This is a genomic window from Burkholderia sp. AU38729 (genome assembly GCF_020419725.1).
Classification (GTDB): Bacteria; Pseudomonadota; Gammaproteobacteria; order Burkholderiales; family Burkholderiaceae; genus Burkholderia.
In genome coordinates this window covers 89,901-104,038 of record NZ_JAIZQO010000007.1, presented here as the reverse complement: position 1 = coordinate 104,038, position 14,138 = coordinate 89,901, and the positions used below count along the sequence as shown (strand labels likewise).

Sequence of the window (14,138 nt, the reverse complement as noted above, 5' to 3'; positions counted from 1 at the left end):
TCTCCGCGTTACCGTGCGGCCGGCACGCCGGACGCACCGGCGGCGGCCACCTGCGCGGGCCGGGCGACGGCCGCCACGGGCTTCGCGCCCGACGCGGCGGCAGGCGCGGCTGCGCCGGTGGCGGATTCGTCATGCGGCGGATGGTCGCCCCGCACATCGGTACCCGTCTCGACCCCACCGCCGAGCGCGGCCATCAACTGCGCATGCGCGGCGAGGCGTTCCGCATCGATGCGGGCGGCCGTTTCCTGCGCGCGCAGCAACTGCTGCTGCGCGACCAGCACGTTCACGTAGTCGGTCAGCCCGCGGCGGAAGCCTTCGCGCGACAGCTGGTAGCTGCGGTCGTTGGCGGCCACCGAGCGTGCGGCGTCCTTCTTCTGCGTATCGAGCGAACGGATCCGCACGACCTGGTCGGCGATGTCCTTCAGCGCGCCGACGATCGTCTGGTTGTAGCGCTCGACTGCCTGGTCGTAGCCGGCATTCGCAGCGCCGAGCTGCGCACGCAGCCGGCCGCCTTCGAAGATCGGCAGCGACAGCGCGGGGCCGGCCGTCCAGCCGCCGTTCATCGCGCGCAGGAAGTCGGTGAATGGCGCGGTCACGCCGAAGCCGCCGACCGTCGCGAGCAGGTCGATGTTCGGGTAGAACGACGCCTTCGCGACATCGATGCCGCGCGCCTGCGCGTCGACCGTCCAGCGCGCCGCGACGACGTCGGGGCGGCGGCCGAGCAGGTCGGCCGGCATCGCCGACGGCAGGCCGGCCGGTGCGTCGAGCGACAGCTGCGGCCGCTTGATCGCATCGCCCGCGCCGGGGCCCTTGCCGGCCAGCGCGGCGAGCTGATGCCGTGCGAGCTGGATCGCTTCCTCATAGCTGTCGATCTGGCGCTCATAATCGGGCAGCGTCGATTCCGCCTGGCTCACTTCGAGCTGCGTGCCGAGGCCGGCCTGCAGCCGCTTGTGCGCCAGATCGGCGAGCGAGCGCTGGCGTTCGAACGTTTCGTGCGCGAGGTCGAGCAGCGAATAGTTCATCGACATGCCGACGTACGCACGCACGACGTTGACTTCGAGCTCGAGCTTGGCCGCACGCGCGTCGGCGGCGGTTGCATGCGCGGTGTCGAGTGCGCGCTCGGTCGCGTTCTTGTCCTTGCCCCACAGGTCGAGGTGGTACGACAGGCCGAGCGTGCCGGTGTTGTTCCAGGTATCGGTGTTCGCGAGCGGGCCGGGGCCGTAGTACACGTTGTCCGGCCAGTGCTGGCGCATCAGCGACAGGTTGCCGTTGATCTGCGGCAGTTCGGCCGAGCGGGCCACGCGCGCCATCGCCTGCGCTTCGCGCACCCGTGCCTCGGCGGCCGCGAGCGTCGGGTTGCCGGCCTGGGCGTTGGCGATCCAGGCGTCGAGTTGCGGATCGCGGTAGGCGCGCCACCAGTCGGCCGCGGGCCAGCCTGCGTCACGGTCGGCCGCGCGGATGGCGGCGCCGGCGTCGAGCGCGTTCGCCTCGATGCGGGCCGACTGCGGCTTGTTGTCGCCCATGCTCGCGCATCCGGCCATTATTAATGAGACTGCAAGAACCGCCAGTGCGAGCGTCCCTTTTGTCGCCGGAGACTGCACGATTTTCTCCCTTTCGGATATAGATGAGTCGGATGCGATTATATTTTTCAGTGATTCCTGAATAAATGGACAAGGGTGCAAGGCATTTTTACGAATCCTGAGACAATACTTGTTCGTCTCTGTGCAACAATCCGTCCGGATTCAAACGGGTAATGGGATGGATACGTTACAAAACATGCGGGTGTTCGTCCGCGTGGTCGACGCGGGAAGTTTTACCGCGGCCGCCCAGCAGATGAATTCGACTACCGCCTACGCGTCGCGCGCGGTCTCGGATCTCGAGGCGCACCTGCGCACGCGTCTCCTGAACCGCACGACGCGCCGGATCGCGCTGACCGAAGCCGGCGAGCGTTATCTGCAGCGCTGCGAAGAGATCCTCGCGTATGTCGACCAGGCCGAAGCCGAGGCGGGCGACGCGCATGCGCGCCCGTCGGGCAAGCTGAAGGTGCATTGCTTCACGAGCCTCGGCCAGCACTACCTGGTGCCGGCCATCGCGCGCTATCGCGAGCGCTACCCGGACGTGCACGTCGAGCTGACCCTCGCGCAGCGGATGCCCGATTTGCTCGACGAGGGGTATGACGTCGCGATCGTCGTCGGCCGCGACCTGCCCGATTCGGGGCTCGTGTCGCAGCGGCTCGGTGTGAGCTACAGCGTGGTGTGCGCGTCGCGCGGTTATGTCGAGTCGCACGGCGTGCCGCAGCGGCCGGCCGACCTCGCGCAGCACGTGTGCCTCGGGATGATCGCGCCGGGCTTTCACTTCGACGAATGGGCGCTGTCGGGGCCGAACGGCGACGAGGTCGTGCCGGTCACGGCGCCGCCGTTTCGCGTGAACGTCGCCGAGGCGCTCGCGGTGGCCGTGCGGGAAGGGATGGGGATCGGCGGCCTGCCACTCTATTCGGCGATCGGCTGGCTGCGCAGCGGGCACATCGTGCGCGTGATGCCCGAGTACCGGTCGCACGTGATGAACATCTACGCGCTGTATCCGTCGCGCCAGTACCTCGACGCGAAAATTCGCACCTGGGTCGATTTCCTGCGCGACGAACTGCCGGCCACGCTCGCCGCCGACGAAGCCGCGCTCGAGCAGTACACGCGTGCGACATGACAGCGCGGTTGACCGCGATCTGACGAGATTTGTCCTTCAGGCAACATTTTTTTACGAACGCGTGTCAGACAGTTTGATACTGTGAGAATTAACGAGATACGCAACCCCGGAGTAGCAATGGATACGCACCTGATGATCGGCCTTGGAGTCCTGCTGGGCGCGGCCGCGGCCGCCGCGGCGACCCGCGACCTGCTGCGCGCGATGAAGGCGAAGGCGCAGATGAAGCCGGTGCCGGTGCGGGTGCGCGAGCAACGCCGCCCCGGCCGCTGATCCGGCCGTCACGCCCCGGGTTGAAAAAGGCCGCGCAACGCGGCCGCGCGGGCCGGCGTTCAGCCGAGCTCGACGACCTTGTCCCACGTGAACGCGGTATTTTCCAGTTCGCCGGTGCGCCGGTGGATGTAGCCGCGCGGGTTGCACACCACGCGCGTGCCGCCGTCCGCCACATAGTCGAATGACGTATGCGTGTGGCCGTGGAGCCACAGATTGACCGGCGGCCGCACGAGCTCCGCCATGTCCGTTACGAATCCCGCCGACGCAAGATCCTCCGCATAGCGCTCCGCCAGCGAGCGCCGGTGCGGCGCATGGTGGGTCACGACGATCGTCTGGCCCGCGAACGGTGTGGCGAGCTGCGCTTCGAGCCACGCGCGACTGCGTCGATGCAGCGCGATCGCGTCCGCCGGCGAGAAATCCCGCTCCGGCGTGCCCGGCGCCGCATGCAGCGCCGCATCGTGCGGCCAGGTCACCTGGATCAATCCCTTGAAATCGAGCATCACGCGCTGCCCGGCCTCGATCGAACCGGCAACGCTGGCTTCGTCGGCGCCGAACAGCGAAAAATCGGCCCAGAGCGTCGTGCCGAGCACGCGGTAGCGCTGCGCGGGATCGACGTAGACGTCGTTGTTCAGGTAATGCACGTTGTCGAGCGCCCGCGCCGCATCGCGCATCGCCGACTCCAGCGCGCCGAATTCCCCGTCGTAGTACTCGTGGTTGCCCGGCACGTAGATCACCGGCACCGCGGGATCGAACGTTTCGGCGGCCCAGCGCAGGCCTTCCGCGTGATTGTGGATGTCGCCGGCGAGCACGACGAGATCCGCGTCGGCATGCGGGATCACGTCGGGCAGGTTGCTTTCGAGATGCAGGTCGGACAGGACGCGGACTTTCACGGGCGGGGCTCCGGAGTGGACGGCTTCAGCGCAGGACCTTGCCGGGATTCATCAGGCCGCGCGGATCGAGCGCGGTCTTCAGCGTGCGCATCAGCGCCGTTTCGACCGGCGACTTGTAACGCTGCGCGTCGTCGATCTTCAGCTGGCCGATGCCGTGCTCCGCGCTGATCGTGCCGTGGTGGCGATGCACGTTGTCGTAGACGATCCGGTTGATCGGCGCCTGGAACGCGGCCAGGAACGCTTTCGGGTCGCCGCCTTCGGGCATCTGCACGTTGTAGTGGAGATTGCCGTCGCCGAGGTGGCCGAACGTGACCATCCGCGCGCCCGGCGCGGCTTGCTGGATCGCCGCGTCGGTCTCGTCGATGAAGCGCGCGATCGACGAAATCGGCACCGCGATGTCGTGCTTGATGTTGAGCCCCTCGTCGGCCTGCGCGAGCGGGATGTGTTCGCGCAGGTCCCAGAACGCGCGCGACTGCGCGAGATTCTCCGCGACCACCGCGTCGACCACGAGCCCGGCCTCGAACGCTTCTTCCATCAGTTTCTCGAACAGCGCGCGCGCATGCGCTTCGCTTTCGTTGTCGGACAGTTCGAGCAGCACCGTCTGCGCATGCGTCTGCGCGAACGGGTAGCGCAGTTGCGGGTAGTGCTTGCCGACGAGCTGCATGCAGAAGTCCGACATCAGCTCGAAGCCGGTCAGCAGCGGCCCGGCCGCGCGCTGCGCGAGGGCGAGGAAATCGAGCGCCGCGTGCGGCGATTCCAGCGCGGCGAGGGCAGTGACCTGCGCGGCCGGCAGCGGATGCAGCTTCATCACGGCCGCCGTGATGATCCCGAGCGTGCCTTCCGCGCCGATGAACAGGTCGCGCAGGTCGTAGCCCGTATTGTCCTTGCGCAGCCCGCGCAGGCCGTCCCAGATTTCACCTTGCGGCGTCACGACCTCCAGCCCGAGACACAGCTCGCGCGCGTTGCCGTAGCGCAGCACCGCCGTGCCGCCCGCGTTGGTCGACAGGTTGCCGCCGATCGTGCAGCTGCCTTCCGCCGCGAGGCTCAGCGCGAACAGCCGGCCGCCTTCGCGGGCGCGCGCCTGCACGTCGGCGAGGATCACGCCGGCTTCGACGGTGATCGTGTTGTTGTGCGGATCGAGCGCGCGCACGCGGTTCAGGCGCGCAACGCTCAGCACGGCCTGGCTGCCGCTCGCGTCGGGCGTGGCGCCGCCGGCCAGGCCCGTGTTGCCGCCTTGCGGCACGAGCGCGATGCCGTGTGCGTTGGCCAGCTTGACGAGCGCGGCGACTTCGGCTGTGTTCGCGGGCTTCAGCACCGCGCACGCGGCACCCTTGTAGCGGCGGCGCCAGTCGGTCAGGAACGGTTCGGTATCGTGCGGGTCGGTCAGCACATGATCGGCGCCGATCGCGTCACGGCACGCGGAAACGAAAGCTTCGGAGGACATCATCACCTTGTCGCGTAAGGGTCAGGACGCGGCGCGCGACTTTTTCGCCGCGCGCTTGAACGGCGCGACGTACGCCAGCGCCGCCACGAAGAAGACGACGGCGAGCGCGGTCTCGCACCAGCCGAGCGTCGCGGACAGCCCGCGATCGGACATGCCGCGCACGACGCCTTCGGCGAAATAGACGAGTATCAGCATGCTCGCCCACTGCATCGTATAGATGTTACGCCGCCAGACGCCGGGCAGCGCGAGCGCGAGCGGGATCGCCTTGAGCATCAGCGCGGAGCCGCCCGGGCGCAGCGGCGCGAGCCACAGCTCCCACGCGAGCGACAGCGCGATCAGTGCGACGAGGCACGCGGTGGCGATCAGCGCGTGGCGCGGCCGGGCCGTGACGGCAGGGCGGGCGGGGGCGTTCATGCGGTCTCGGCGGCCTGGGCGCTGGACAGGGCGGCCGCCGCGCGCGCGAGCCGCACGCCGAGCGCGGCCGCGAGCGCCTTTTCGTCCGCCGACAGCCCGGCGGCTGCCGAGCGATCGTGCTGCGCGACGTGCGATGCGCCGTAGGGCGTGCCGCCGGTGCGCGTCGTGGTGAGCGCGGATTCCGTGTACGGAATCCCGACGATCATCATCCCGTGATGGAGCAGCGGCAGCATCATCGACAGCAACGTCGATTCCTGGCCGCCGTGCAGGCTGCCCGTCGACGTGAACACGCAGGCCGGCTTGCCGGTCAGGGCGCCCGACAGCCATTGCGGTGTGGTGCCGTCGAGGAAATACTTGAGTGCGGCGGCCATGTTGCCGAAGCGGGTCGGCGAGCCGAGCGCGAGGCCCGCGCATTCCTCGAGATCCCGCAGTTCCGCGTACGGCGGGCCGTCGGCGGGGATGTCGGGGGCAGTGGCTTCGCAGACGGCCGACACGGGCGGCACGGTGCGGATGCGGGCCTGCATGCCCGGCACGCTGTCGATGCCGTTCGCGATCGCGAGCGCGAGATCGCGCGTGGCGCCGTGGCGGCTGTAATAGAGGACGAGGATGTCTTTCATGGGGCGACGGAGCCGCGTGCGGCCGCGCGCGTGCCCGGTGCAGTCGGCCCCTGCTGGAATCGAGCGGCTATTATAGGGGCTGAAGCCGTCGCGCAGCGCGGCGGCGGCGCGCCGTCGGGCGCGCGGCATCAAGAAGGAGAAGTCGTTTGCCGAAGTTGAGCGTCGATCTCGACACCATCAAGCGCCTCGCGCAGTTCGCGGCCCGGCGCAGCGCCGAGGATCGCATCCCGCAAGTGGCGGGCAGCCTCACATTCACGACGATGCTGGCGCTCGTGCCGCTCGTGACGGTCGCGTTCGCGCTGTTCACCGCGTTCCCGATGTTCGCGTCGTTCCAGATCTCGCTGCAGGGGTTCCTCGCGGATCACCTGATGCCCGCGCAGTTCAACGTCCAGATCTTCAAGTACCTGAACCAGTTCGCGTCGAAGGCGAAGGGGCTGACGACAGCCGGCCTGATCGTGCTCGTCGTCACGTCGGTGATGACGATGATGACGATCGAGTCGGCGTTCAACCTGATCTGGCGGGTGCGCAAGCCGCGGCCGTTCGCGCAGCGCGTGCTCGCGTACTGGGCGCTGATCACGCTCGGCCCGTTGCTGTTCGGCGTGAGCCTGTCGATCTCGTCGTACCTGTTCACGCAGTCGCTGGCGTTTACCGGCGCCGCGCCGTCCACGTCGATCGTCGAGTGGCTGCTCGCGCTCGTCTCGCTGCCGCTGACGGTGCTCGCGTTCACGCTGCTGTACGTATACTTGCCGAACTGCACGGTCGCATGGCGCGACGCGGTGATCGGCGGGCTGTTCGCGGCCGTCGCGTTCGAGCTCGCGAAGCGCGGCTTCGGCTACTACGTGCGGCGCATTCCGACCTACACGGCCGTCTATGGCGCGTTCGCGGCGCTGCCCGTGTTCCTGTTGTGGGTGTACCTGAGCTGGTTCATCGCGCTGCTCGGCGCGATGGTGGCGTCCGCGCTGCCGGCGATCCGCGTCGGCCAGTTCCACCGCATCCACTACCCGGGCAGCGACCTGCTCGACGCGCTGGAAATGCTCGCGCGGCTGGCCGAAGCGCGCACGGCCGGCAAGCGCGGCTACACGGCGATGCGGCTCGCGACCATGTTGCGCTGCGACATGGAAACCGCGCAGCGCCTGCTGACGACGATGGAGGAGCGGGAATGGATTGCGCGGCTCGACGGCGGCGAGACTACGCCGCGCTACATCCTGCTCGCGAATCCGGAGCAGCTGACGCTTGCGCAGCTGTTCGACGTGCTGGTGATCGACCGCACGGAACTGACCTACCAGCTGCAGCGGCGCCGCAGCCATGTCGACGGTGCGGCGCTGCTCGCGGTGCTGTCGAGCGACCGCTTCGACGTGTCGCTCGCGACGCTGATTGCCGCCCACCGGCTTGCGGGGGCGCAGCCGACGGCGATGCCGGGGCAGGCGCCGGGCGCCGTGCCCGATCCGCACGCGCGGCCGCCGCGCCCCGCGTGAGCGGGATGCCCGGCCGCGTTATAACGGGATCTTGCCCGTACAGATATCCTTGAACATCACCCAGTCGCCCATCAGGCTGTAGATCGGGTGCCGGAACGTGGCCGGGCGGTTCTTCTCGAAGAAGAAGTGCCCGACCCACGCGAAGCTGTAGCCGCAGACGATCGCCGCAGGCAGCCACAGCCAGTCGCCGGTCGCGACCGCCATCGCGACACAGCCGATCACACCGAGCGAGCCGACGAAGTGCAGCCGCCGCGACGTCCGGTTCTGGTGTTCATTCAGGTAATACGGGTAGAAATCGGCGAAGCTGGCGAATTGCTCCGAATGCGTATGCGCCATGGACGTCTCCTCTGGCCGCTGTTCATGGGGCCATTGTGCTGCCGGTAGTCCGCTTCCGCAAGCGGGGGCGGCGGCCCGCCGCGCGGGCCCGCGCTTTCCTTTTGACAGGCTTTCCGATAGGATCGAAAGAGGTTTTGCATTCAAGCATGAGGGGACTACGATGCGCGTCAGCGATATTCTGAAAGTGAAGGGCAACACGCTGTTTACGGTGACGCCCGATAAGCCGCTGCGCGAAGCGGTCGATACGATGGCCGAACACGACATCGGTTCGCTCGTCGTGATGGAGTACGGCGATCTCGTCGGGATGCTGACGTTCCGCGAGATCATCCTGCGTCTGCACGTGAACGGCGGCGCGATCGGCGACGTGCAGGTGCGCAAGGTGATGGACGAGCCGCTCACGTGCACGCCGGAAACGGACGTCAACGAAGTGCGCCGGATGATGCTCGAGCGCCATGCGCGCTACATGCCGGTGCTCGACAAGAAGGTGCTGATGGGCGTCATTTCGTTCTACGACGTCGCGAAGACGGTCGTCGAGGCGCAGAGCTTCGAGAACCGGATGCTGAAGGCATACATCCGCGACTGGCCGGAATCGGAAGCCGAAGCGCACAAGTCGTGAACCACGCCGCGCCCGTCGCCGTCACGCGCGGGCGCCGCCACCCGGCACGCGGCGGCGCAGGTTGGTCCTGCGCCGCCTTTTTTTCAATGACCACACGAGGCCCGCGCAGCGCTGCCCAGACGGCGCGCGCGTATTCCGCATGAGCGATCAAACGCAAGCCACTTCCAGGCGGCGTGACGAACGGCGCGCGCACGCGTCGCAGTTCGACCTGCTGCGCGAGCGCCGTTTCGCGCCGTTCTTCACGACCCAGTTCCTCGGCGCGCTGAACGACAACGTCTTCAAGATCGGCTTCACGTCGCTCGTCACCTATCACACCGCGCGGTTCGCCGGTGTCGATGCGAAGACGGCGGCCTTCCTGATTTCCGCGATCTTCATCTTGCCGTTCGTGCTGTTCTCGGCGACGTCCGGCCAGATCGCCGACAAGTACGACAAGGCGACCCTCACGCGTTTCGTGAAGACCTTCGAGATCGTGCTGATGCTGGTCGGCGCGGCCGGCTTCGTCACGCACAGCGCGCCGCTGCTGTATCTGTGCACGTTCATGATGGGGATGCACTCGACGCTGTTCGGGCCCGTCAAGTATTCGTACCTGCCGCAGCATCTCGGCGAGCACGAACTGGTGGGCGGCAACGGCCTCGTCGAGATGGGCACGTTCATCGCGATCCTGATCGGCACGATCATCGGCGGTGCGGCCGCGGGCATCGAGGGCAACGGCGAGCGCGTGCTCGCGGTGAGCGTCGTCGTCATCGCGCTCGCGGGGCGGTGCGTCGCGCAGCGCGTGCCGTCCACGCCGGCGCCGCAGCCCGATCTCGTGATCAACTGGAATCCGGTCAGCGAGACCTGGCGCAACCTCGGGCTCGCCCGGCAGAACCGCACCGTGTTCCTGAGCCTGCTCGGCATCTCGTGGCTATGGTTCGTCGGCGCGACGTTCCTCACGTCGTTCTTCAATTTCGCGAAGGACGTGCTGTCCGCCAGCCCCGACGTCGTCACGGTCCTGCTCGCGACGTTCTCGGTCGGTATCGGCCTCGGCTCGCTGTTGTGCGAACGCCTGTCGCAGCGGCGCGTCGAGATCGGCCTCGTGCCGCTCGGTTCGATCGGCATCAGCGTGTTCGCGATCGAGCTGTATTTCGCGAGCCATGCGCTGCCGTCGCCCGGCCATCTGCTGTCGGTCGGCGAATTCCTGGCCGGCGCGCGCCACTGGCGCATCCTGGCGGACCTGTTCCTGCTCGCGATGTTCGGCGGCTTCTACAGCGTGCCGCTGTACGCGCTGATCCAGAGCCGCAGCGCACCGACGCACCGCGCGCGGATCATCGCCGCGAACAACATCCTGAACGCGCTGTTCATGATCCTGTCGGCCGTGATGGCGATGGGGCTGACCAAGGCCGGCGTCGACATCCCGGGGCTGTTCCTCGTCACCGCGCTGCTGAACGTGATCGTCGCGACGTACATCTACCTGCTCGTGCCCGAGTTCCTGCTGCGCTTCGTCGCATGGGTGCTCGTGCATACGTTCTACCGGATTCGCCTCGTGCACGCGGAGCGGATTCCGGCGGAAGGGGCGGCCGTGCTCGTGTGCAACCACGTCAGTTACGTCGATGCGCTCGTGCTGGCCGCCGCGAGCCCGCGCCCGATCCGTTTCGTGATGGACCACCGGATCTTCAAGACGCGCTTCGCGAGCTGGGTGTTCCGGCATGCGAAGGCGATCCCGATCGCGCCGCGCCACGAGGATCCCGCGATGCTCGCGCGCGCGTACGACGCATGCGAGGCCGCGTTGAAGGAAGGCGAACTCGTGTGCATCTTCCCGGAAGGCAAGCTGACGAAGACGGGCGACATCAACACGTTCCATCACGGCATCACGGAGATCCTGGGCCGCACGCCGGCGCCGGTGATCCCGATGGCGCTGCGCGGGCTGTGGGGCAGCTATTTTTCGCGGCATTCCGATGCGCGGATGCCGCGGCCCATCAAGCGCGGCGTGATGAGCCGGCTGACGCTGGCGGTCGGCGAGCCGATCCCGGCGTCGGTCGCGACACCCGAAGTGCTGCAGGCGGCAGTCACCGAACTGCGCGGCGCGCGGAAGTAGGCGGGGCGGGCCCGGCGGCATCGCCCCGGGCCGTCATGGCCGCCGTGAACGGGCCCGTTCGACCGGAACGGCGCGGGTCGGCAAGCGACGCCCAAGGCCGTTCCCGTGGCCGCCCGGTGTGGTCCGAACGGTTCACACGGCCCGCGTGCCCGGGACGGCTGGCATAATAGCGGCTTACCTCTTTTTCTCGACCGGCAAACGATCGACCTGCCTGCGGCCCGGGCAGCGCATCGGTTTGTCCATTTCTCTTTGGGCGGTTCCATCATGTCCGGCAATACCCTCGGCACGCTTTTCACTGTCACGACCTTCGGCGAATCGCACGGTCCCGCGATCGGCTGCGTGATCGACGGCTGCCCGCCGGGAATGGGGCTGACCGAAGCCGACATCCAGGTCGAACTCGATCGCCGCAAGCCCGGCACGTCGCGCCACGTGACGCAGCGACAGGAGGCCGACGAGGTCGAGATCCTGTCGGGCGTGTTCGAAGGTGTGACGACCGGTACGCCGATCGCGCTGCTGATCCGCAACACCGACCAGCGCAGCAAGGACTACGGCAACATCGTCGAGACGTTCCGTCCCGGCCACGCCGACTATACCTACTGGCAGAAATACGGCATCCGCGACTATCGCGGCGGCGGCCGCTCGTCCGCGCGCCTGACCGCGCCGATCGTCGGCGCGGGTGCGGTCGCGAAGAAGTGGCTGCGCGAGCGCTTCGGCGTCGAGGTGCGCGGCTACATGAGCGGCCTCGGCGAGATCGACGTGCCGTTCGTCGACTGGTCGCACGTCCATGAGAATCCGTTCTTCTCGCCGAATGCGGCCGTCGTGCCGGAGCTCGAGGCGTACATGGATGCGCTGCGCAAGGATGGCGATTCGATCGGCGCGCGCATCGACGTCGTCGCATCGGGTGTGCCGGTCGGCTGGGGCGAGCCGGTGTTCGACCGTCTCGATGCGGACATCGCAAAGGCGATGATGAGCATCAACGCGGTGAAGGGCGTCGAGATCGGTGCGGGCTTCGACAGCGTCGCGCAGCGTGGCTCGGTGCACGGTGACGAGCTGACGCCGGGCGGTTTCGTCGGCAACCACGCGGGCGGCGTGCTCGGCGGGATTTCGACGGGGCAGGACATCACCGTGTCGATCGCGATCAAGCCGACGTCGAGCATCCGCACGCCGCGCCGTTCGATCACGAAGGCCGGCGAGGAGGCGACGGTGGAAACGTTCGGCCGCCACGATCCGTGCGTCGGCATTCGTGCGACGCCGATCGCGGAGTCGATGCTCGCGCTGGTGCTGATCGACCATGCATTGCGCCATCGCGCGCAGTGCGGCGATGTAGAGACGCCGACGCCGAAGATCGCGGGCAGCGCGACCTGACGCAAGCGGGCGGGGCGCAGCGCGTCTCGCCGGCAGTTGCGCGGAGCATGCAAAACGGGGCGCTGCATCAAGCAGCGCCCCGTTTCGTTTACGGCACCCAAAAAAGCGCGCCGCTCGTGGCGGCGCGTTCCGGCCATTACATGTTCGGGTAATTCGGCCCGCCGCCGCCTTCCGGCGTGACCCACACGATGTTCTGCGTCGGGTCCTTGATGTCGCAGGTCTTGCAGTGCACGCAGTTCTGCGCGTTGATCACCAGGCGATCGCTGCCGTCGTCGTTCTTCACGAACTCATACACGGCCGCCGGGCAGAAGCGCCCCTCCGGCCCCGCGTACGTGCGCAGGTTCACGTTCACCGGCACGTTCGCATCCTTCAGCGTCAGGTGCGCCGGCTGGTTCTCCTCGTGGTTCGTGTTCGAGATGAACACCGACGAGAGGCGATCGAACGTCAGCTTGCCGTCCGGCTTCGGATACTCGATCGGCTGGCATTGCGACGCCGGCTTCAGCATCTCGTGGTCCGCGTGCTTGTGATGCAGCGTCCACGGTACGTTGCCGCCCATCACCTTCTGCTCGAGCCCGACCATCAGCGTACCGAGGTACAGCCCCTTGGCCATCCACTGCTTGAAGTTGCGCGCGCGGTACAGCTCCGTGTACAGCCACGACTGCTTGAAGGCATCCGGGTATGCATTGAGCTCGTCGCTCTGGCGGCCGGCCTGCACCGCGTCGAATGCGGCGTCGGCCGCCAGCATGCCGGTCTTGATCGCCGCGTGGCTGCCCTTGATTCGCGACGCGTTCAGGAAGCCCGCGTCGTCGCCGATCAGCGCGCCGCCCGGGAACACCGTCTTCGGCAGCGACAGCAGCCCGCCGGCCGTGATCGCACGCGCGCCGTACGACACGCGCTTGCCGCCTTCCAGGAACGCGCGGATCGACGGGTGCGTCTTGTAGCGCTGGAATTCCTCGAACGGCGACAGGTACGGGTTCGTGTAGCCGAGGCCCACCACGAAGCCGACCACGACCTGGTTGTTGTCCATGTGATACAGGAACGAGCCGCCGTAGGTATCCGACTTCAGCGGCCAGCCGGCCGTGTGGATCACGAGGCCCGGCTTGTGCTTGGCCGGGTCGATTTCCCACAGTTCCTTGATGCCGATCCCGTAGGCCTGCGGATCCGCGTTCGCGTCGAGCTTGAACTTCGAGATCAGCTGGCGGCCCAGATGGCCGCGGCAGCCTTCGGCGAACAGCGTGTACTTCGCATGCAGTTCCATGCCGAGCTGGAAGTTCTCGGTCGGCTCGCCGTCCTTGCCCACGCCCATGTTGCCGGTGGCGACGCCTTTGACCGACCCGTCGTCGTTGTAGAGAATCTCGGCGGCCGGGAAGCCCGGGAAGATCTCGACGCCCAGCGCCTCGGCCTGCTGTCCAAGCCAGCGCGTGACGTTGCCCAGTGAAATCACGTAGTTGCCGTGGTTCTGGAAGTTCGCGGGCAGCGCCCAGTTGGGCGTCGTGACCGCGCTCTTCTCGGACAGGAACAGGAAGCGGTCTTCCGTCACCTCGACGTCGAGCGGTGCACCGCGTTCCTTCCAGTCGGGGAACAGCTCGTTGATCGCGCGCGGGTCCATCACCGCGCCCGACAGGATGTGGGCGCCGATCTCGGAACCCTTCTCGAGCACGCACACGCCGATCTCGGTGCCTTTCTCGGCGGCCAGCTGCTTGAGCCGGATCGCCGCCGACAGCCCGGCGGGGCCGCCGCCGACGATTACGACGTCGTATTCCATCGATTCGCGCGGGCCGTACTGCTCGATGAGGCTTGCGGGGGTCATTGGCGTTCCTCTAACCGTTAGAATGCTTTTATTCGGGAGCGTATTGTCTGCGAAACGAAACGCTTGCCGCAACAGCATGCGGCTAGATTAGCACGATCGTTCTATTTTAGTGCTAGGGTAATGCCGC

Annotated in this window: 13 protein-coding genes; 6 read left to right on the top strand and 7 right to left on the bottom strand. The window is 67.5% G+C overall.

Annotation, left to right across the window (positions count from 1 at the left end):
- Positions 1-8 precede the first annotated feature (8 nt).
- Positions 9-1,601: an efflux transporter outer membrane subunit gene (locus LGM56_RS19535; protein ID WP_226206481.1), complete on the bottom strand. Its 1,593-nt coding sequence runs from the start codon at positions 1,599-1,601 to the stop codon at positions 9-11.
- Positions 1,602-1,758: 157 nt separating this feature from the next.
- Here LGM56_RS19535 and LGM56_RS19530 point away from each other — a divergent pair, with 157 nt between their 5' ends.
- Positions 1,759-2,700, top strand: coding sequence for a LysR family transcriptional regulator (locus tag LGM56_RS19530; protein WP_226206480.1), 942 nt, complete (start codon positions 1,759-1,761; stop codon positions 2,698-2,700).
- 117 nt (positions 2,701-2,817) lie between these two features.
- Positions 2,818-2,970 carry a hypothetical protein gene (locus tag LGM56_RS19525; RefSeq protein WP_163008969.1) on the top strand — a complete coding sequence of 51 codons (153 nt, stop codon included), beginning with the start codon at positions 2,818-2,820 and terminating at the stop codon, positions 2,968-2,970.
- Between the two features lie 59 nt (positions 2,971-3,029).
- On the opposite strand, the gene LGM56_RS19520 is transcribed toward LGM56_RS19525, so the two are convergent.
- From LGM56_RS19520 to wrbA, 4 genes are read right to left on the bottom strand one after another with little or no spacing between them, the layout of a single operon-like run.
- Positions 3,030-3,860, bottom strand: a complete 831-nt coding sequence (locus LGM56_RS19520; protein ID WP_226206479.1) for a metallophosphoesterase — start codon at positions 3,858-3,860, stop codon at positions 3,030-3,032.
- Positions 3,861-3,885: 25 nt separating this feature from the next.
- Complete coding sequence (locus LGM56_RS19515; protein WP_089494692.1) at positions 3,886-5,307, bottom strand: FAD-binding oxidoreductase; 1,422 nt, start codon at positions 5,305-5,307, stop codon at positions 3,886-3,888.
- A gap of 18 nt (positions 5,308-5,325) precedes the next feature.
- The gene (locus tag LGM56_RS19510) at positions 5,326-5,718 is read right to left on the bottom strand and encodes a DUF2069 domain-containing protein (RefSeq protein WP_089494693.1); all 393 of its coding nucleotides are present in this window, start codon (positions 5,716-5,718) and stop codon (positions 5,326-5,328) included.
- Positions 5,715-6,335: an NAD(P)H:quinone oxidoreductase gene (gene wrbA / locus LGM56_RS19505; RefSeq protein ID WP_089494694.1), complete on the bottom strand. Its 621-nt coding sequence runs from the start codon at positions 6,333-6,335 to the stop codon at positions 5,715-5,717. Before wrbA ends, LGM56_RS19510 begins: the two co-directional genes overlap by 4 nt.
- Positions 6,336-6,481: 146 nt before the next feature.
- On the opposite strand from wrbA, the gene LGM56_RS19500 reads away from it, so the two are divergent.
- Complete coding sequence (locus LGM56_RS19500) at positions 6,482-7,810, top strand: YihY family inner membrane protein (RefSeq protein WP_226206478.1); 1,329 nt, start codon at positions 6,482-6,484, stop codon at positions 7,808-7,810.
- An 18-nt stretch (positions 7,811-7,828) separates the two neighbouring features.
- Here the strand turns inward: LGM56_RS19500 and LGM56_RS19495 are convergent, their stop codons facing one another.
- Entirely contained in the window at positions 7,829-8,146 is a 318-nt protein-coding gene (locus LGM56_RS19495; protein WP_226206477.1) for an Mpo1-like protein, read from the bottom strand.
- A 160-nt stretch (positions 8,147-8,306) separates the two neighbouring features.
- Between LGM56_RS19495 and LGM56_RS19490 the strand changes: the two genes are divergently transcribed.
- From LGM56_RS19490 to aroC, 3 genes are all read left to right on the top strand, one after another.
- A complete protein-coding gene (locus LGM56_RS19490; RefSeq protein ID WP_006755543.1) occupies positions 8,307-8,762 on the top strand; it encodes a CBS domain-containing protein in 456 nt (151 codons plus the stop codon).
- A gap of 139 nt (positions 8,763-8,901) precedes the next feature.
- Positions 8,902-10,836: an MFS transporter gene (locus LGM56_RS19485; RefSeq protein ID WP_226206475.1), complete on the top strand. Its 1,935-nt coding sequence runs from the start codon at positions 8,902-8,904 to the stop codon at positions 10,834-10,836.
- Between the two features lie 264 nt (positions 10,837-11,100).
- On the top strand, positions 11,101-12,201 hold the full coding sequence (aroC, locus tag LGM56_RS19480) for a chorismate synthase (protein ID WP_089425194.1): 1,101 nt from the start codon (positions 11,101-11,103) through the stop codon (positions 12,199-12,201).
- 136 nt (positions 12,202-12,337) lie between these two features.
- Here aroC and LGM56_RS19475 read toward each other — a convergent pair whose 3' ends face one another.
- Entirely contained in the window at positions 12,338-14,011 is a 1,674-nt protein-coding gene (locus tag LGM56_RS19475) for an electron transfer flavoprotein-ubiquinone oxidoreductase (protein ID WP_089494698.1), read from the bottom strand.
- Positions 14,012-14,138 lie beyond the last annotated feature (127 nt).